This is a genomic window from Candidatus Limimorpha avicola (assembly GCF_056978975.1).
The window spans coordinates 20,881-40,052 of sequence record NZ_DBMCYK010000017.1 but is presented as its reverse complement, the minus strand read 5'-3'; the positions used below and the strand labels follow the sequence as shown (position 1 = coordinate 40,052).

Annotated in this window: 13 protein-coding genes; 6 read left to right on the top strand and 7 right to left on the bottom strand. The window is 37.5% G+C overall.

Annotated elements, in window-relative coordinates; all coding sequences use genetic code 11:
* Positions 1-9 precede the first annotated feature (9 nt).
* From ACZOVS_RS08150 to ACZOVS_RS08140, 3 genes are read right to left on the bottom strand one after another with little or no spacing between them, the layout of a single operon-like run.
* Positions 10-627 carry a hypothetical protein gene (locus tag ACZOVS_RS08150; protein ID WP_087249104.1) on the bottom strand — a complete coding sequence of 206 codons (618 nt, stop codon included), beginning with the start codon at positions 625-627 and terminating at the stop codon, positions 10-12.
* 22 nt (positions 628-649) lie between these two features.
* Positions 650-1,477: a nucleotidyl transferase AbiEii/AbiGii toxin family protein gene (locus ACZOVS_RS08145; RefSeq protein WP_087249102.1), complete on the bottom strand. Its 828-nt coding sequence runs from the start codon at positions 1,475-1,477 to the stop codon at positions 650-652.
* On the bottom strand, positions 1,474-2,100 hold the full coding sequence (locus tag ACZOVS_RS08140) for a type IV toxin-antitoxin system AbiEi family antitoxin domain-containing protein (protein ID WP_087249100.1): 627 nt from the start codon (positions 2,098-2,100) through the stop codon (positions 1,474-1,476). The genes ACZOVS_RS08145 and ACZOVS_RS08140 overlap by 4 nt, the downstream gene beginning before the upstream one ends.
* Positions 2,101-2,967: 867 nt before the next feature.
* On the opposite strand from ACZOVS_RS08140, the gene ACZOVS_RS08135 reads away from it, so the two are divergent.
* Positions 2,968-4,044, top strand: coding sequence for a phage integrase SAM-like domain-containing protein (locus ACZOVS_RS08135; RefSeq protein ID WP_483996739.1), 1,077 nt, complete (start codon positions 2,968-2,970; stop codon positions 4,042-4,044).
* A gap of 136 nt (positions 4,045-4,180) precedes the next feature.
* Here the strand turns inward: ACZOVS_RS08135 and ACZOVS_RS08130 are convergent, their stop codons facing one another.
* The 3 genes from ACZOVS_RS08130 to ACZOVS_RS08120 all read right to left on the bottom strand — a co-directional run bounded on the left by ACZOVS_RS08130 (position 4,181) and on the right by ACZOVS_RS08120 (position 8,313).
* Complete coding sequence (locus ACZOVS_RS08130) at positions 4,181-4,627, bottom strand: LytTR family transcriptional regulator DNA-binding domain-containing protein (protein ID WP_301939555.1); 447 nt, start codon at positions 4,625-4,627, stop codon at positions 4,181-4,183.
* A 262-nt stretch (positions 4,628-4,889) separates the two neighbouring features.
* The gene (locus tag ACZOVS_RS08125) at positions 4,890-6,266 is read right to left on the bottom strand and encodes a hypothetical protein (RefSeq protein WP_483996738.1); all 1,377 of its coding nucleotides are present in this window, start codon (positions 6,264-6,266) and stop codon (positions 4,890-4,892) included.
* A gap of 874 nt (positions 6,267-7,140) precedes the next feature.
* Positions 7,141-8,313: an IS4 family transposase gene (locus ACZOVS_RS08120; RefSeq protein WP_483996737.1), complete on the bottom strand. Its 1,173-nt coding sequence runs from the start codon at positions 8,311-8,313 to the stop codon at positions 7,141-7,143.
* Between the two features lie 301 nt (positions 8,314-8,614).
* On the opposite strand from ACZOVS_RS08120, the gene ACZOVS_RS08115 reads away from it, so the two are divergent.
* Genes ACZOVS_RS08115 through ACZOVS_RS08095 form a run of 5 tightly spaced genes read left to right on the top strand, consistent with a single transcriptional unit; the run spans position 8,615 to position 13,926 of the window.
* On the top strand, positions 8,615-9,913 hold the full coding sequence (locus ACZOVS_RS08115) for an AAA family ATPase (protein WP_204500386.1): 1,299 nt from the start codon (positions 8,615-8,617) through the stop codon (positions 9,911-9,913).
* Between the two features lie 4 nt (positions 9,914-9,917).
* Positions 9,918-10,529, top strand: coding sequence for an RloB family protein (locus ACZOVS_RS08110; protein WP_483996736.1), 612 nt, complete (start codon positions 9,918-9,920; stop codon positions 10,527-10,529).
* The gene (locus tag ACZOVS_RS08105) at positions 10,526-12,004 is read left to right on the top strand and encodes a hypothetical protein (RefSeq protein WP_483996735.1); all 1,479 of its coding nucleotides are present in this window, start codon (positions 10,526-10,528) and stop codon (positions 12,002-12,004) included. The genes ACZOVS_RS08110 and ACZOVS_RS08105 overlap by 4 nt, the downstream gene beginning before the upstream one ends.
* A 3-nt stretch (positions 12,005-12,007) precedes the next feature.
* Complete coding sequence (locus tag ACZOVS_RS08100; protein ID WP_483996734.1) at positions 12,008-13,069, top strand: hypothetical protein; 1,062 nt, start codon at positions 12,008-12,010, stop codon at positions 13,067-13,069.
* Between the two features lie 5 nt (positions 13,070-13,074).
* Complete coding sequence (locus tag ACZOVS_RS08095) at positions 13,075-13,926, top strand: restriction endonuclease (RefSeq protein WP_483996733.1); 852 nt, start codon at positions 13,075-13,077, stop codon at positions 13,924-13,926.
* Between the two features lie 35 nt (positions 13,927-13,961).
* Here ACZOVS_RS08095 and ACZOVS_RS08090 read toward each other — a convergent pair whose 3' ends face one another.
* Positions 13,962-18,977 carry a DEAD/DEAH box helicase gene (locus tag ACZOVS_RS08090; RefSeq protein ID WP_483996732.1) on the bottom strand — a complete coding sequence of 1,672 codons (5,016 nt, stop codon included), beginning with the start codon at positions 18,975-18,977 and terminating at the stop codon, positions 13,962-13,964.
* Between the last annotated feature and the right edge of the window lie 195 nt (positions 18,978-19,172).

The window sequence follows — 19,172 nt, the reverse complement described above, 5'->3', positions numbered from 1 at the left end:
AAATCTTATTCATTCGTCTTCCTCAAATCCATCCGAAGCATTTGCCACTAACGCTTTGCCTATTTCCAGCTGCAAGAATTTAGGCAACCGAAGCAATTTTGCCATAAGTTGGCTGTAAGTGAACTCAACTCTGGTATCCAGTATCGGTTCTTCTTCGATATCCGTGTCAATTCTTTCAACAGACTCAGAGCCTTCTATAAAATCAGAATAGTCCGGATTCTCAGGCCAGTTTTCTATCGAGCCGTCACTATTGATCCTTAAACGGATATAGTCACCGCAGTCATCTGACTCCGGAATCAGGCCGTTTGGGACATATCCGGCAATCTTACATATTGCTTTTTTATCTTTATCGAGCAGGAAATACGTGCCGCTGTCGCAGACTTTGGCTTGTAAGTACATATCCCCATATTCAGACTTCCAATTTAGCAACTTATTTGTTTTCAAGTCGATTATTCCTGACCACAAACCTTTAGAAACCAACGGATATTTGTTCTCGTACAGTTGTTCTCCCATCCATACATCCGTATAGCTGCACATTTCCTCGTTATATGGGAAATATATCATAAGATAGTGCGCAACCTCACTCAGTTTCTTTTCCTTAATGCCAATCAAAATCTGTTTTGCCATAATCAGTAAATATTAACTGTTATTATTCAAACTTCATCATATCTGCCAACTGGACAAAATAATCGTTTGACCAGATGTCAAGTTCCTTGGGATTCCTAACAAAGGGAAGAACATCGCTCTTTACCTGATTAATGTTCGCCGAAACTAATCTGTCCTTCAATTGAGCCAAGAACTCCGCCTGTCCGATTTCTTCATTGTTGAACTGGCGGACACGTTCTGCGAGATGGGCAAAATCAAGAGGTACATTATGGCGAACATACCATTCAAAATCATACCAGTCACGACCTTTCACCCTGTTTTTCCAGCCCCTGTACACCAATGCGTGCATCTTCCCGGCAAACAAATCCGGCAAAGTGAAACAGCGTGTCATGAAGGAGTGCGGTTGTAAAAGCAGTTTTTGCTCCGTTCTGAAATTCAACGGGGGTTGAGTATCAACCTCAATTTTTATTTTTATGGATTTATCGGTCTGGAAAGATACATCATACACATCCGTATTGTCTTTCAGGAAAGCGGATTCCACCTTCCCGAATCCCTTTTTGTCCTTCTTTTTAATCTCCACCTCACGACCGACAATGGCAAATTCATCTATGATGGGCTGGAAGTATTTCGTGAAATCAAACTTGTCATCGGGAGCTAGAAGGGAAAAATCCATATCCTCGCTGAAGCGCTGGAGGCCATGAAAAATTCTGAGGCAGGTACCGCCATAGAAAGCAGCCACGTCGAAGAAGCCACCGTTGTAGAGCCCTGCAAGTATCACCTGCTGGTTCACTTCAAATATGGCGTTCCGCTTCTGTTGCTCCGTAGCCATATCGTATGCCGAGAGCATATTGTCATAAATCTCATTCTTCATTTCTTCAGCAATTTAAGTAATGTGCGTATCGAATCAGACTTTTTGCCGACCTTGATGTATTCTTCAAATACCCCGGCATCCATCTGCATAAAATCTTCTCGTTCCATCCGTATATCCTCCTCCAGATAAATCTCGGCATCTTTCAGATAGCGCAAATTCACTTTTGGAGAATTTGCAATCAGATCACAAAGAGCCTTTTCCGGTGTAGCCATCACAAATGCGTAGCCATCTTTCTTGATACTTGTCAGTCCTACAGGAAATGCGGCCTTAGATATATGCGTATATTCAAACCTGCCAAACGGCGTGTCAAAGTTCTTGGCATACTTCAAAGTCATGGACTGTTTGGTGTAAACCTCTTCCGGTATCAGCCCATAGTAACGCAAAGCCGATGACATGGAAACATATGATGGAGCATACAGATGATTAGCTATCAATTCGGTCGAAAGTGTTTTCCCCGTTATTTCAGGACTGCACACATAAAGCCCTTTCTTGAGACGTATTATCTGTTTGTCACGCTCAAGTAACCTGAGTTTCTGGTTTCCGCCCTTGATATGTGGAAACAGGGACTCCAAAACGGAAGCCGTAACAGGGATATTTCCCAACTGTCGCAATGGATTGTTCATAGCACAAAGATAGATATTATTTTAATATAAAAGCATATTCAATATGTTTTTCTGCTGAAAATATCACTTTCCATATAACTATGTTTTTAGTGATGCAAGTAGATAAACAATGAGGGTTATACTTTCCACCAAATCTTTTTTCGCTATTTTGTCAATATCCACCAAATCTTCCCTGGTCCGGCATATTCTAAAAAGTAACTTTACTTTATCACCGTACTCATATATACGCCTAATAAAGTAAAGTCAGAACAAAGGGAAGAAAAGAAATGGCTTCGCCAGACAACCTACCCTGTTGACCAGAATCCATACACGACACAACATGTTTTTCTTTTGGCTGCAAAAATCTTCGTGACTGCATCTTGTTTTTAGTTGACTTCAGTTGGTGAAATTACCGCTTATTTCGTATCTTCGCAACGGATAGAAAATAGGTGGACTTCGGACGGGAAACGGCAGTTTTCCCGTTGGTTCCGATTCAAGAGAAAAGAGTGGCAAAATAGGCAGTTTTGAGCCTGAAAAACAAGCGAAAAATGGCTTTTCTACCGTTTAAATGCCAATTCTTTTGTTTTCAAGCAGTTCGATATGCTGCATCGGAAAATAAATGGCACTTTTATGAATTGAAAACGGATACAAAGAAAACCGTATAAAACGCAAATATCAGCAATTAAAACGCTATAATACAGCAGATTGCGATATTTGCGTTTCTTTGTATATGAAATTGTTACTTATTTTGCAGTATCAGATATTTGTTATACTTTTGTCCCCCAGATGGTCCCCCGAGACAAAAAAGGCACTAAAATTTTGTCCCTTCTTGTCCCTCGGGATTCTCGGGGGACAAAATTGAATAGTAACGACTAATACTGTAATTAAATGGCAAAGAAAATCGACGTTCAAAAAGAGCCTGTCAAGCTACGCGAGAAAGTGCTCAAAAATGGAAGTATCAGTTTGTTCCTTGACATCTATAGTAATGGCCGTCGCCACAAGGAATACTTAAAACTGTATCTCATCAAAGCTACTACTCAGGCAGAGAAAGAGCAAAACAGAGAAACATTGGCAACTGCTCAAGCAATTAAAGCAAAACGCCAAATTGAAATCCAAAATGGTCAGTACGATTTTACCCGTCAGTTCAAGGAAGACATATTGTTTCTTCCCTACTTCAGAGAGATGATTGAAGAACGAGGTAAAAATGCTGATAGCAAAGGTAACTATGGTAATTGGAAAAGCTGTCTTCGTTACCTAGAGATATATTGTGATGAGAAGACAACATTCCGTGATGTAACTCCTGAATTTGTACAAGGCTTCAAGGACTATCTTGACGTTGCGGACAAGGAAGACTTCAAACGTGGTCCGAATGCACCAAAGCGTGTTTACGAAAAGCTATCAACCAATACGAAAGTTTCATACTTTAATAAATTGAGAGCTTGCATAAATCATGCTTTCAATGAGCGAATAATCCCAACCAATCCAATAATTGGCATTACAGGATTCAAGGCAGAAGAAGTAAAACGAGACTATCTCACTTTTGATGAAGTCAAGCTGCTCGCCAACACCCCATGTGCTTCACCTCTGTTAAAAAGAGCTTTTCTTTTCTCCTGCTTAACAGGTCTCCGTGCAAGTGATATTGAAAAATTGACTTGGGAAGAGGTCAAGAAGTTTGGAGAATATACAAGAATAGAGTTTAAGCAGAAGAAGACAGGTGGACAGGAATATATGGACATTCCCGCCCAAGCTGTCAAATATCTTGGTGAACGAGGAGAACCAACAGAACGTGTATTTAGTGGCTTTAAGTATGGCGTTTGGATAAGTACATATTTGAGGAAATGGTGTGACGCAGCAGGAATTACCAAGAAGGAACTAACCTTCCATTGCGCAAGACATATAATTTACTCTTACTCATTGAGAATAAGGAATTTACAAGATTTATTTTTTAGACAGGTAATGGTTTAGAAACGAGTAGAATTCTTCAAATCACCTGCTTTTGCATAAAATAAAAGAACACTTTTTTCACAATCAAAGATAATGAAATTCTCTATCATAACAAATAATATACCGAGAAAAATCTTGTGAAACAACAGATGCAAGATTAACAATTTATATAAATGTTAATAATACAAACTTCATTTTGTATATCCTTCAATCTATCTTTGTCTAATTTCAATTTTTTACCATTAACTACAACATAATTTTCTCCTAATTCACTTATATGGTTTGCATTTACAATACAATTCTCGCTAATAGTAACCATCTTATTTAGTGACATTAGTTGTTTTATTGCTTTTTTGATTGGAACACTTAAAGGGAAAGTCCTTTGCTCAGACACATAGACAACTGCAGTTTTGTCATCTCCTTCTGCATACAAAATTTCATTAGCTTCAACACAAGCGTACCCTTCTTTATCTTCAATCATTGCAAATCTTTTTCTGTTAGTTTCTTTAATTGATTTGCTATTTTGTGTTTTAATCTTACTTAAGGTCACACTTTTCTGCCGCTTTATTGAGTATTTATTTTTTATCTTTCTAGCTTTCTTCATATCCTATTCAAGATTAAATGCATATTGACTCTACCTGAAATCGTCATCCAACGATAAGTGGCTGAATATATTTGATGTATCTTTTAGCTAAAGAAGTAATCTCCCGCTATTGTCCCACCGGATTCTTGCAATATTTTGCAGTGTCTTGCGGAGTCGATTTTATTATACGACAAAGATAACGCTTTGCTTTGAAATACAAGTAAATGCCTTGTATTTTTGCTCCACCTCTATGTGGGGTTCATCTTTCATCCCAAATTTAGTGCTATGGTATTGGCTTTTTCGGTTTAATCCATAAACACAACATAGGGGTATCTTTGAATTTTGTTAAACATACATCTGCATCATTTAATATTAATATTCTATTCCAATTGTCAGCTTTTAATTGAGGTAGTTCTATCGCTTCATTAAATAATGCAAAGTTAGCTCCCATCTCATTGAATACTCTAACTATTCTATTGACTATAATCTCTATTTCTTTCGTAAGAATAGGCTGTTTAAGATCAAAACTTTTATGTAGTATAATGACTGTTTCTTCTTTTGATTTTCTTTCAAACATACAGTTGAAGTATCCAAAATATTCACAGGATGTCTTTAGGTGTGTAAAAATATATTCTTGTGTAGTATCTGCTTTCAAAATTTGTTTGGCTTGATAATCTTTATTGATTTCATCAAAGTATTCATATGCTGATTTTTTGTTGTTATTGATTGCTTCATCAAATTTTCTGATAAAATCATCTATTGAATATACTTTTGTTCCAAAATTAAAGAGTTTATATAATGTCTTGCTTTTTTGACGTAATCCTTCGTCATCACTAACGATACAATCACAATATGATCCAAAAAAACTATGACAGCAATCAGCTTCCATATTTTTAAGTTTAACTTTCTTTCTAGTTTCTTTATTGACACCTAATAGATCAAGAAGCATATATGACATATAATATACTGTAGCAGAATCAGAGGAGGATAATCCTATTTGAGTCAAAATAGCTTTAATCATATCTATAAAAGATAATCCTAACGGAGCAGAAGCTAACTGTTCGTTAAAGACATTTTCATCTTCTGATGTAATTAATGTAGGATTGTATTTGGCTATGGTATTATCTCTTACTATTTTATATGGCTCTTTCTCTTCATAAAGATTGTGAAACATAAATTTTACAAATGCTGAAAAACTAGAATTATCTATTTGGAGTTCATCTGTTGAAATTGGAGTTCTTTTTATTATCCAATCAAAATTTAATTCTCCTTTTAAATCCAATATACTAATATCAATAATATTATTGATTGCTTTCCTTTGTTCTTCTGTGATTTGCGAAAGATCAATATTTTCAAGCCAAGATATATCCCCGACTTTTCCTATATTCATGAAAGCATCTCTAGGAGATTGCTTCATAACCACCTGTTTAGCATCTTCGTATATTAAACGATTTCCATCAACAATAGTTTGCATAAAATCCATTTCTGCATACTTTATGTTTGTTTTATCATCTTGCAAATCAAATAAATGAGCATTTGAATAAAAGAAAATGAATTCGTCTTTGTGAGATAATATCTTTTCGCGCAAAAGAGAGTACTTTTCTTCCCTTGCGTTAAAGAGGTGGCTGAAAACTTGTTTATCCAAATATATTGTAATCATAAATAATGTGTTAATCGTAGAATACTATTATTGTTTTGTTAGCAATTCCTTCAAGACCGAAATTTTTGCCATAAGGCACTATCTATGTAACTTACTTTGCTTCTCTAAGGTAAAGTAAACTCTATGTATTCTCATCTTTGTACGGTTTAATATATATTATTACGAAAGTATTGTCCAATGCTTAAATTCAATGGCAGATTGCAATGTTTCCGTATTGACTTCATCATCTATACAGGCAACAAGAGTGCTTATAGGTTATAAGTTTGGATACATACTATCAATATCATGAGCAGTAATAGAAAAACTAATACGGATAAAAATCGGTAAACTTTAAGCATTCTTCGTCGTATGCTCTTAACACGAGTGATACCGGGATCTAATAACTTATCAATTCCAAATCTTGATAGAGTCTTATCCCCCCTTGTTCCGTAGATATACCATTAAAAATTCTTTCTAGAAGAGGGACTCAGGCAAACGCTCTGTTGAGGTTGTTTCTTGTCTGTCGGAAAATATCTCAAATTTGGATGAATCTCAAAAGGAGTAATTGTTTGCACAATAATATTGATAACCGTTTTACGTAAAACTATTTTGTTATCAATCTCTATACAAAAGATAACTACCTCCTATTACTTATTGAAAATATGAAATTTATAAGATCAATATTTCGAAAGTAAAGTTTAGAAATCGCTAGATTTTACATAAAATAAAAGAACACTTACCTTAGATTTCAAAGGTACTAAAATTCTCAATCATAAAAAATAATATGAAGAGATAAATTTCATAGGAAAATAATATTCAATCTAGTAGGTACAAGATATCATATATTTACTTTTTATATATTCCCACTAGTGTCCACTAAAAATTAGAGGACGAGTTAAAAATTATAATTACTAAATAAATTTGGTCCATCAAGACCGCTTTGTTCTTTGACATCATTGAATTTAGTTTTGCTGAAGAGCTCCCTTAATGGAGTCTTGTCCGTAAGAGAAATGCCAAGAATTTGTAGAACCTCGTATGTCGATCTATCCAGTTTCATATCATGTTGCATGATAGCTACAAGACAGTAGGCAATGATTGCTGAGTAGACTTGTATCTTTACAGCGTTCTCGGAAGTACCCCAAAATTTCTTTATTTTAAGGTGTTGCTTGAGCCATTTAAAGAACAGTTCCACTTGCCAACGATTCTTGTAAAGTTCCGCGACCTGTAAGGCTGGAATATGTTTTGTATTTGTAAGATAAATGAACTCCCTTTCGTCTTCTTCATCCCAAAACCTCACCAAACGAATCGTTTCAGGGTATGATTTTTGGGTATAGAAACCGGTAAGTTCAATCTCACAGTCTGACTGTATATTCTTAGGTAAACGTCGTTTCCATTTGAGTACTTTCGCCTTAATATTTGTTTTAGCCCGTACAACAAAAAACGAATCCATCATATGTATCTTATAAAGACGATGATAATCGTTATATGCACGGTCGAAAACATAGAAAGAGCCAGACTCATAAGGTATTACATCCATTGCCTTGACATCGTTTATCTTTGCTTCGGTTATATGGATAAAGGCAGGTACTTGAGTCTCTACATCATACAACGTATGGATTTTGACACCTCCCTTATGTGTACGGAAGTTTGCCCAAGGAAACAGTTTCAGACACAAGTCAATCGTTGTAGAATCGAAGGCATATACATTTCCGTTTAGTTTGAATATGTCATTTATTCTTTTCTTTCTGGCCTCGCTTATCATATAGAATGCGTAGTCCTCAAAGATACGGTAGTCCCGGTTCTCATTTGCTTTTGCAAGGTTACTCCGAGTGACATGTTTCCCAACCCCAAGATGGTAGCATTTCTCTTGATGTGCATTCAGCGCAACAATCAGATCACGAAGACTTTCGCGGTTACACAATTGTACGAACATCAAAGTAAGGAGTTGATTCCAGCAAGTAAAATGCTTAACATACTTGTTGCCATCATACTTCTTTACGATACGGAGAAACTTATAATTGTCTAAAAACTCAACCATTTGGGCGAAAACGTATTTGTCTTTATTCATATACAGCCTAAGTTAAGGCTGCAAAGTTATGATTTCAAATCGTTGCACAAGAAAGTCTCTTGTAACAAACTGTAATTCAATTATTTCAAAGAACTATTTGCGATTTTTAGTGGACAGTAATGATATATTCCAATGATTCAAGGCTCCATTCTTTTGCTGGCTTTTATATTGTTATCAAAAACGCATAAAGTAAATTTTAAAACCGTATTTTGTAATATTGTTACGGAAATATGTATTATAGATTTGCTCTATACGATTTTATTCTTATCTTTGCATCATATAACAGATAAATTCAACGAATATGATAGCAGAATTCACCATTGAAAATTTTTTCTCAATAAAGTCTCCACAAAAGATAAGCTTTGAACCTTCATCAGATAATTTTATGTCTGACGAATATTCATATGAAGTTAAGGATGGGATAAGATTGTTGAAATTGGGCATCATCTATGGTGCTAACGCTTCCGGCAAAACCAATATCTTGAATGCTGTGGAATTTTTCAGAATGCTTGTTCTTAGGATGCCCAAAGACCGAAATGACAAAACCGGGGTCGTTCCTTTTATGTTGGATGACATATCAAGGAATGAAAGGACGAAGATGTCTATGGTATTCTATATTAATAAGTCGAAGTATATCCTTAATTTTGAATTAGACGCAAAATATATCTATTCTGAGACATTGATTGTTTACGATTCCATTCGTCCTACCAAATTGTATAGCCGTAGTTATGATGCAACTACAGATTCCACAACAATAGATTTCGGCGTAAATCTGAAAATGCCACGGAAGAGCCAGGATGTGATTTCCGGCAACACTATCAATAATTGCAGTGTACTTGCTGCATTTGGTAAGAGTAATGTGGAACGCACCAAGTTGAACGATGTATATGATTACTTTGCCAAACAGGTAAAAGATGTATTGGCTCCTGGCATGCTGCTTTCAGGATATGTAAAATCACAATTAGATAAAGATGAAACAGGCGATTTGAAGAAATTCATTTTGAACTTTCTGAAAGCATCTGATTTCAACATAGAAGATGTCGTATTGCATGAAGAGGAAGAATTGATTACCCCTGAATTGGAGCAATTGATTCAAAATGCCCCTATTGATAATGAGGCAAAAGCTGAAATGCTTAGAAAAGGAAAAATCACAAATGCAGAATTGACATTCAAGCATAAGGTTGGCGACAAACTATACGATTTGTCTGAAGAATACGAATCCAATGGTACAATGAGATTTTTGGGGATGGCAGTAATTCTGAATTTCTTATTGAAGACCAACCGGTTTGTGCTTATTGACGAAGTCGAGACAAGCATCCACTATGAACTGCTGGCTTATTTTATAAAAGTCTTTTTAGCGAACAGTGAAGGAACATCCCAAATGTTGTTGACAACACACGACATCAATCTTCTTAATGAGGATTTCATTCGACGTGATACGATATGGTTTACCGACAAAGACGAATATGGTGAGACTAAAATAGAACGTCTTTCATCTTTAGGCCTACACAAGAATCTTTCCCCGTATAATGCTTACAAGCAGGGGAAATTGGTAAAGTTGCCGTTCTTAGGTAGCCAGTATATTAACCTAAATGACTAATGATATGGGGCGGACAGTAACAAAAAGTATCGCCATCATAGGCGAGGTAGAAACCGAGTGGTTCTATTTCGATTCTCTGAGGATCGCATGCCGCTATCCTTTCAAGGTCGCTCCGGATTTTCCACAGCATAGCGACATCAATCATATTCTAAAACTGGTAGAATCCTATTTGAACAAGCAATATGACTTTATCGTATGCCTTTTTGATATAGACCGGCTGTATCAATATCCTTCCGAAATGCAACTATACCAACGAGCAAAGAAAGAGTATAGCAAGAAGAAATATGCCGGAAAGGTTATGTTTGTAGAAACGAATCCTTGCACGGAATTCTGGTTTCTTCTACACTTCTTGCCTAATGTGGTTTGTCGGCGATATGAGAGCTATGAGCAACTGCTTCCCGAATTGCAGAAATATATGCCTGGGTATGAAAAGACAAAACGATATTTCATACGCACTAACCTCTACAAGTACTTGATTGAGAATGGTAATTTGGAACGTGCTATGTCAAACTCAGAGAAACTGTGCCAACTTTGTCAAAAATCACCAGAAGATTTGAAGGCATATTCAGAAATACATAAAGTGATAAAATTACTAAATATATTAGGTTCAATGTGAATAATCAAACATTTATAGGCAATAAGCATATGGGATTAACATACAGTAGATTTTTTAAGGTAAAGCACAGGGATTTCCTTCAAAAAGGAGTATATAATGCTTTTTTGGATCAGGATTCCTTACTTCATATAGACCCACTTCTTCTTAAAGGAAGTGAGATACCCGAGTTTACGAATGCATATACAGAGTTCTTCAATTACTTTAGATTATTTATTCCTCTAGTGAAGGCTTCAAAAGCAGATAATCTTCATGACCCATTCTTTAAAAAAATGGTAAATAGATTCACCTTCAAGGAAATTCCAAATACAGGATTGGGATTTTCGAAAGGTAATACAAAAGGAAGAGGTATTAGCGGTGCCCTTTCCATACAACTCGCTCATAGTGCATACACCATCATAAACGCAGGTCTTGAAGATCCAGAAATATTTGGTTTAATGCAATTAATAGAGGACAATATGGCAGCTGATAGAATCAGTGATATGACTATTGCCATCCTGCAAAAGCATTTCTTAGAGTATACACAACGGATTGCACAAGAAATGGGACTAACAACTCACCCCTACACATTTGAATACGGGCTTGTATTTCAAGTTCCCTATTACAAGGGAAAACCAATTCATTTTATTCCAGAATCATTTTTGGCAGATCTCCCTGTAGCTCATGATTTTGAAGATATAGATTCTGTATGTAATTACAATAATCGACTAAAAAGAAAAATTGCAGAACTAATTGGGATTAATTGGTCTGATTATAAGAACTATAAAAAAGATGATTGGAAGAATCTTATTATAGGTAATAAGGACTGCTATGAAGCAGCAATTAGCTTTTATAAAAGCCTCAATGCGGTTCCATATGATTTTGTCACAGATAATAAAAATCAGTATAGATATATATTGCTTCAAGAACTCTTAGACGAAATTCCATTCCAAAAACCAACTGAGTATGCGAACGAAGATGAAGAGGTTTACAAGCTAACGTTGGCAATGTGTTATCAGTTCAAACATTTAGTTGAGCACAATAGACTTTCTGAGTTATTCTATCGAAATAATCGGACTCCAGATGAAACAGACTGGCAACTTCTGTTATATACTGTAGCGGATACATATAAAATCGCAGGTAATCTAGACTTGGCTATAACACGTGAAGACAATCCTGGTGTAGGTGAGATTGATTTTCATATAACGAAAGGTTCAAAGGCTAATACTGTTATTGAAATTAAACGATCAACTAACGAAAATCTTATTCACGGATATCGTACTCAGTTGCCTGCCTACATGAAAGCAGAACGAGCAAAGACTGGCATTTTTATGATAATTATGGAAAAGGACAATATTGAAGAAATTAAGCAGAAATTTACAGAAGTTCAAAAGGATATGTTGGATAATGATGAGTACATACCTGAGATTATTTACATCAATGGTATGAAACAATATTCTGCAAGCAATAGAAACTACAAATTTCCAGAATTTACTTAAAATATGAAAAAACAAACAAAAGAATTATTTGATAAGTTAAGACAAAATCTTCCAACGCCACAAGAGAAGATCTGTGAGTTTACATTTTATGATCCTATAGGCATACAAATCAATGAAGCTCTCGAAAATCTAAATATTCTTGAAGTAGAGTTACATGATGTAATCATGAAGAATGTTTTCAAAGGTATCGATTATTATTCCATTGTAGGATTGGTACCAATGTGGGTTCGCAATGATGGGCATAGTCAAGAGGGATGTCTTTCTAAAGAAGATTTTGAGACACTTGTACAAGCTAATGATAATGAACTCACTCATAGGCTTCTGTATTATTATGATTGCGAAATGTTGATGTCTTCTTTTCAAAATAGAACATCTGTATTAGTTAGGCTGATAAATAAAATATATGAAATTCTAACGCCTAATTTATCCCGTGATATTAAAGAATATGATGATGTGGCTTTCGGAATAGGTACACAGGGTATTGATGTTTATACATATCTCAACTCACTTATTATAACCCTTGCTTCAAGTTTTGATATCATAACTAAGGTAGCCTACGAATTGCAAGAAATGTCTAATGTAAATTTCTTGTCTTATCCTAATATGAAAAGTGCAAACATTACGTATGGTAAACGCAAGTGGCTTGGTGATAATTTAATGGTAGAGAATACACTATTTGCAAAAAAGGAAGCTGTATGTATTCGAACTATTGAGAGTTTACGTGATGAAATAATCCATAATGGCTCGCTTGATTTTCATTATGCCCTTTATCATGGATTGATTAATGATAATATTGAGCAATGGATCTTTTTCCCTGATTTAAATGAAAGTGGAACTTTAAAGAATATAAAAGCACGTAAAAAATTCTATCCTGATTGTACTCGTACATTCAACGTGATGCTTCCTCCACTTTTACTTGAGGTTGTAGGGTGCTTGGAAAAAACTTTAAATGTGTTGATATCAGCCTTTGATTGTCCTCGTACTGACAAACAAAATTTTCTGGATTTTAAGAAAGAAATATTAGGCTGGCATGGGAAAACCAGTAATATAGAATTAAACAAATAATTTTTATGGCCATATTATCTTTTCAGGAAAAGCAATTAATTGAAAGAGTTTTCGGCATGGGCGGTGGATATGTATTGAACTTCACCAATCGGGAATTTGAAGAGTTTATGAAAGATGTTGTATCTTATAGCATATATCAAAAATACCCTGGACTATCTAAAGCAAAAATGCTTCGTCGATTTATTGAAGAAGAATCAGATACGTATGTTGGGAAAATGATAATTTTGCTTGTTAATTATATGAGAGAAAACTTATTAGACAAAAACATTTCTCAAGAAGACATTAACAAGCTATATGAATTGGGGAAAATAAAATTAGGCAAGGTTCCTACAAACCATAAAGCGCAAAAATCAGATGATAAGGCATATATAATAGACTTTGAGTACTTAAAAAAGGCATTGCTAGATATAGACAAGAAACAAACGCAACAACAAAAAGGATATGCGTTTGAAAGTTATTTGAAAGAGCTATTTGATGCTTTTGGTATGGATGCAAAACCGTCTTATCGTACAACAAATGATCAAATAGATGGAAGTTTCCTATTAAATGGTAATACTGTTCTTATTGAAGCTAAATACAGAACTAAAGAAATTACCAAAGATGATTTATTATTGTTTTCAAATAAAGTTAAGGCAAAATCACCATTTACGAAAGGTGTATTCATAACTCTCTCCAAACCATCAGATAAAACGCTGGATTATTTTTATGACAAATCTTCGAGAATTATCCTTTTTACGGTTGAAGAACTTTACTTATTATGTGAAAATAAAGGATCGCTCATTAGTATTCTAAATAAAAAATTCCGCTATTTGGAAGAAACTGGACATATATATCGGCATATTATGAATCTGTTATAGGATGTATGAAAAATTATTCATACATCCTATACACATTAGAAATTAAGTTTAGGCAACGTATTTACTATATCTACCGTTTGACAAGAGAGCATAATCACCGATAGGAGCAGGTCAAGGATATAACGAGGTTGTTCGTGTTCTTGTGACCAATCATTGGGGTCATTCTTGATTTGGGACGCTTTGTCGATAGTTACGGCATAACGTTCCATTATCCAGTCGATAGCAGACTTACCATTTACGATGTACTCGTAGGCTTTAAGTGGAATATTCTCAATAATGATATGGCCGTTGTAAATAATGGATTTCTTGTCAGCTATGAGTTTGCCGTTCTTATTACGCACTTTGGCAAAATGCATCTTTTCCACGGCAAAGTATTGATAGGTTTCATCCGTCCATTTACTATTCCAGATGTCAATGTCACCAATAACTTTTATCCCCAAAGACCGATGCGCAACCATCGGCATATTTGCATAAAACGGATAATCACCGTCTTGGCCTGTAATCTGCTCGTTAATGCCTTGTTCGTAGTTCAAATGCAGGTCGGCAAGTTCCTTTCCTGCTTTATAAAAAGCCATGAAATCCTGTACATTATCCACTATGGGAATGCGTGGCAATGACTTTTTCAAATCATCGGCGAAACGCTCACGGTATTGTTTGGAATGAAGTAACCCATACACATAGTAGAAAATATGTTCTTTGGTAATAGCTCGTAAACCACCAAAGCGTTTCCGCACTTCTTTCAAAATCCAGTCTGTGATGCCATCGTGACGAATATAGCGATTTGGTTCTGCATCATCGAAAAGTGAACCCTGTGGATTTTTGTTTTCTTCGTACCAATATAATGGGTAGAACTGACAATTAAATTGTAATTGATAATCAGGAATATAATGGGTAATTATGGCTGAGGCATCTTTATTAGACCCTTTGCCATTTACGCATAAAATGATTTTATCTGTATTCTGAGGGAATAAATCTTTACATTGTCCTGGACTTTCTATGAGACTTGGAGAATAATATAAGTTTGTCACACAAAATGGCCTATACGAACATTCCATAAGTCTTTCCCTTTCAAACTTTAGTAAAGTTCCGCGCGACAAGAAATTTCTTAATGAACGAGTCCAACTTACTTTAGTTGTATCAGTATCTATGAATGATTCGACAGACAGCGCTTTTTCTTGTGATTTAATTGTTTGAAATTCGCGGCATTGAGCATTGTAATTATTAATTAAGTAATTGATATTGTCGTCCAATTGAGAATTAGAAAAATTATTAACCCAAACATCTCGACCTGTGGCTACTGCTGGTCCATTATGATTAAAAACGCTAACACCTTTTTTATCAAACAGCGGTATTAGATTATCAAATACTCCATCACGTTGATTTATCCAATCAGCCTTATCATTAGGTGTGATGATCTGCCATTCCAATTTCTGCGAAGAAATGGAACGGAAATCTTTTACCAGTTTGAGCTTCTGCTCACGAGTGAGATAATCACCTATGTCATGATAATGGATAACTGCCTTTTGCTCTTTCTTTGCCGGATTTTTTACAAGGAAAGTTATGGCGATAGGAGTACGAGAACCGCTGCCAAAAATTTTGCCGCCCTCTTTACGGGATAATTCTCCGGAAGTGCGCTGATTTCCACGCAAATTCAGTACATAAACAGAGGTAAATTCCTCCTCTATACATCTGCGCATACCATCCTGACCGATACCGTCAAGCCATGCACCATTGCTTATGAATGCTACAATACCTCCTTCATTTTGTGGAATACGGTCAGAAGCCCACCGAAATGCTTTCACATAACTGTCGTAAGTTGATTTACTAAGTCCTGCTAAACTTCTTTTTGTATAAGTTTCACTCAGTCTCTTTTCCATAGCTGGATATACAGTATTTTGTGCATTGTCATTAGCCGATTTCTGACCGATAGAATATGGTGGATTTCCTACAATTACCCTAACGTGTGTAGCCATTTGCTTCTTAACCCGTTTGGAATTGTCTTGGAAGAACTCCGTGAAAAGCTCGTTGTGCTTTTTCTCTGCCAACTGGAAGGTATCAGTCAGACAGATTCCGCTATATGGCAGGTAAGTTTTACGACGAGTTATCTCATGGAATACCGATTCTATGTTCACATCAGCTATATAATAGGCCAGCAACACGATTTCATTGCAATGAATTTCATTAAGATACTTGCGCTCCATATCCTCCGGGCAGATAAGACCGGACTGCAACAATCTCGTAATGAATGTGCCTGTACCCACAAACGGGTCAAGTATATGTACATTATGTGCGGTCAACGAAGTGTTGAACTCCGCCTTAAGAATGTCATCTACAGAGCGGATGATGAAATCTACACACTCTACGGGCGTATAAACAATACCTAGTTTTTCCACTGTAAGCGGGAATGCACCCTTAAAGAATTTCTCATATAGGTTCTTGATGATGGTCTGTTTTCCCTCCAAATTATCAATGCCACCAACATTCATGCGTACCGATTTGTAGAATTTATCCAGTATCTCGGTATCTTTCTCGAAAGCCTGTTCTTGTAAGAGGTCTATCATGCGCTGCATGGAACGGCTCACGGCGTTGTTGTTCACGAACTGGTAATCGGCAAACAAAGCGTCGAACACCGGACGGGTGATGATATGCTGTGCCAGCATCTCGATGGCCTGTGCCGCATCTACTGACGGGTTAAGGTCGCGCTGTAGCCCCTTGAGGTATTCGTTGAACGCCTTTTTGTGTATGCCGGACTGGATAAGTTTGGATATGCGCTCGATGAACTTGTGCGCGATGAGTCCGATTTCCTTAGCCCAGTTCTCCCAATATAGGCGGTCGCCGCACTTTTCCACGAGCTTGGCATACATACCGTCCTGCAACTCGCCGAATCTGAGTTCCAACTGGCGTGCGATTTCTGCATTCTCCAGCTCCCGTGCCTCACTCTCTCCCTCTTGAAAGCCTAATCCCGGCCTGCCGATAGTGACTGACGGAGTGTAGGACTGTTTGTTTGGTTTCTGCTTGTTGAGCGCAATCTTATTCACCATCGCATTGAAACGGTCGTCGTGAGAGCGTAGCGCGTTCAGGATTTCCCAAACTACATCAAAGGTCTTGCTATTATCAAGTGCTTCTTCTGCTGAAACACCAGAAGGCACGACAATAGGGATGATGATATATCCGTATTTCTTCTCATCGAGCTGTCCCTTGTGGAAAGTACGCATCACACGGCCAACAGACTGTACCACATCCACCTGTGAATTACGGGCAGAAAGGAACAGTACAGCATCAAGCGACGGTACGTCTACACCTTCGGACAAGCAACGCACATTGGTCACCACCCGACACTCTCGGTCATTGTCCGGCTCATCAGACAGCCATTGCAGAATTCCATTTCGTTCCTGTGAGTTCATAGAGCCGTCTATGTGTTTTGCGGTTATCGAAACGGTATGCGATAGGCTTTCCGCATCCAGATTTTTGTCGTACTTTTCCGATATTTGCGGCAGTACGGAAGCAACATATTTGGATGCGATGCCCGTCCTGCTTGCGCTCTTGTCAATGGACGAACAGAACGCCACAGCACGGCGCATCATGTGTGGATCGGCATCCCATGTGCGATGATCATCACCCTGTATCATCTTTGAGAGGCCGTTGATCACACCGATAAGTTTGGACGTATCATCAAAATTCAGTTCGGTGGTCGTATCGGTGATGTCCCGCTTTATATTATCAGGCACATCGTTTTCACCGACAGTAAGGACAAGCACCTTGTAATCGGTCAGCAGCCCGTTCTGTACGGCATAGGAGAAATTCACACGATAGAACTCTTCTCCATAAAGTGCCTTGTCGTCCATTGAGCAGAGGATACAGTCCTTTTCAGAAGCCTTTACTTTGGCCGATTCACCGTACAGGCGCGGCGTAGCGGTCATGTACAACCGTTTTCGACCTTTCACATTGTCATCGGAGTGTATTTTAGTGAAATTGCTCTCGTCCTTATCAGACAGTTTTACACCCGTAGTGCGGTGTGCCTCGTCGCAGATAATGAAGTCGAACACACCATATTCGCCGTTTGTTTCGGAAAGTATTTCCTGTTGTGCCTCTGACACGGCATCAATGGACTGGTATGTGGAAAACACTACCACCAGTCCATCATGGCTGCGGTACTTCTTCAGTTGCGAGGCGATGGACTTCGGATTGGTAGATGCAGGTACGGCAAGGTCTACCACACTGTCATCTGCATCATCATATTTGTTTTTCTGTATCTTACGCGAAGCCTTGGAATCCGAACAGATACAGACCGCCTTTATGGTTTTTCCCGCATCAGCTGACCATGCGTTGAGTGACTGACCCAGCAGAGCGATGGACGGAACCATAAACAACACCAGCCCCTTGCCGTTCAACAACTGTTCGGCGATAAGCAACGAAGTATAGGTTTTTCCTGTACCGCAGGCCATGATGAGCTTACCACGGTCGTTTCCCTCTGTAATATAATGCATGTATGCCTTGGATATGGCATCGAGTTGATGTTTGCGCGGTTTTTTGCCTTCTATGAGTGCTGAGTTTCCCGTAAGACCATCCAACAGCTTTTGCCAATCCACTGGGGATGAATTCAGGTCGGCCATGCCGACACGTGTCACTGGCGGTTCCTGATTACGGATGGCTTCCTCGGCATTGCTCCCCCAATGACTGGTAGTAGAAATCCATACGCGATTGGAGAAACGGGTTGTTTGAAATGTAACCTCATTTGTAAATGTGCGGCTGGAGGTGGCAAGGAACGAATCCACGGCAGGCTTGTCTATTGTGGCATCCTCGGCATAACACTTGCACTGGATGGCCCAATAGTCGCCCATTTCTGTCTTTGCCACAAGGTCTATACCTGTGTCTGTACCTCCGAAATCCTTACGTCCCGGAAACTCCTCCCATAGCCAGACTTTTTCCAACTCGTTGTAACGTGGGTCTGTCAGCAACCATGAGCGCATCAGTCGCTCGAACTTTGTACCTTTCTCCTTTTCCGTGAATGATTCGGTACGGAATTTATGCAGTATCTCCTTGAAATTCATCTCTTGATAAGAGATAAATGCAAGTAAAATCACATTTGAAAATCAGTATGTTCTGTACCTATGAGAATTTGATTGGCTCAACAGGCGGATAGTTTTAATACAATTTATGGCATTATCAACAAGTTGTTTATGCTTATTCTTCAGTATTTTGTGTACCTTTGCATCATAACTATAACTCTTATCAAGAGATTCGGC

What these genes read in the sequence shown, in the direction of transcription:
- ACZOVS_RS08150 (WP_087249104.1), bottom strand. Translation starts at nt 627, where the DNA reads ATGGCAAAACAGATTTTGATTGGCATTAAGGAAAAGAAACTGAGTGAG.
- ACZOVS_RS08145 (WP_087249102.1), bottom strand. Translation starts at nt 1,477, where the DNA reads ATGAAGAATGAGATTTATGACAATATGCTCTCGGCATACGATATGGCT.
- ACZOVS_RS08140 (WP_087249100.1), bottom strand. Translation starts at nt 2,100, where the DNA reads ATGAACAATCCATTGCGACAGTTGGGAAATATCCCTGTTACGGCTTCC.
- ACZOVS_RS08135 (WP_483996739.1), top strand. Translation starts at nt 2,968, where the DNA reads ATGGCAAAGAAAATCGACGTTCAAAAAGAGCCTGTCAAGCTACGCGAG.
- ACZOVS_RS08130 (WP_301939555.1), bottom strand. Translation starts at nt 4,627, where the DNA reads ATGAAGAAAGCTAGAAAGATAAAAAATAAATACTCAATAAAGCGGCAG.
- ACZOVS_RS08125 (WP_483996738.1), bottom strand. Translation starts at nt 6,266, where the DNA reads ATGATTACAATATATTTGGATAAACAAGTTTTCAGCCACCTCTTTAAC.
- ACZOVS_RS08120 (WP_483996737.1), bottom strand. Translation starts at nt 8,313, where the DNA reads ATGAATAAAGACAAATACGTTTTCGCCCAAATGGTTGAGTTTTTAGAC.
- ACZOVS_RS08115 (WP_204500386.1), top strand. Translation starts at nt 8,615, where the DNA reads ATGATAGCAGAATTCACCATTGAAAATTTTTTCTCAATAAAGTCTCCA.
- ACZOVS_RS08110 (WP_483996736.1), top strand. Translation starts at nt 9,918, where the DNA reads ATGGGGCGGACAGTAACAAAAAGTATCGCCATCATAGGCGAGGTAGAA.
- ACZOVS_RS08100 (WP_483996734.1), top strand. Translation starts at nt 12,008, where the DNA reads ATGAAAAAACAAACAAAAGAATTATTTGATAAGTTAAGACAAAATCTT.
- ACZOVS_RS08095 (WP_483996733.1), top strand. Translation starts at nt 13,075, where the DNA reads ATGGCCATATTATCTTTTCAGGAAAAGCAATTAATTGAAAGAGTTTTC.
- ACZOVS_RS08090 (WP_483996732.1), bottom strand. Translation starts at nt 18,977, where the DNA reads ATGAATTTCAAGGAGATACTGCATAAATTCCGTACCGAATCATTCACG.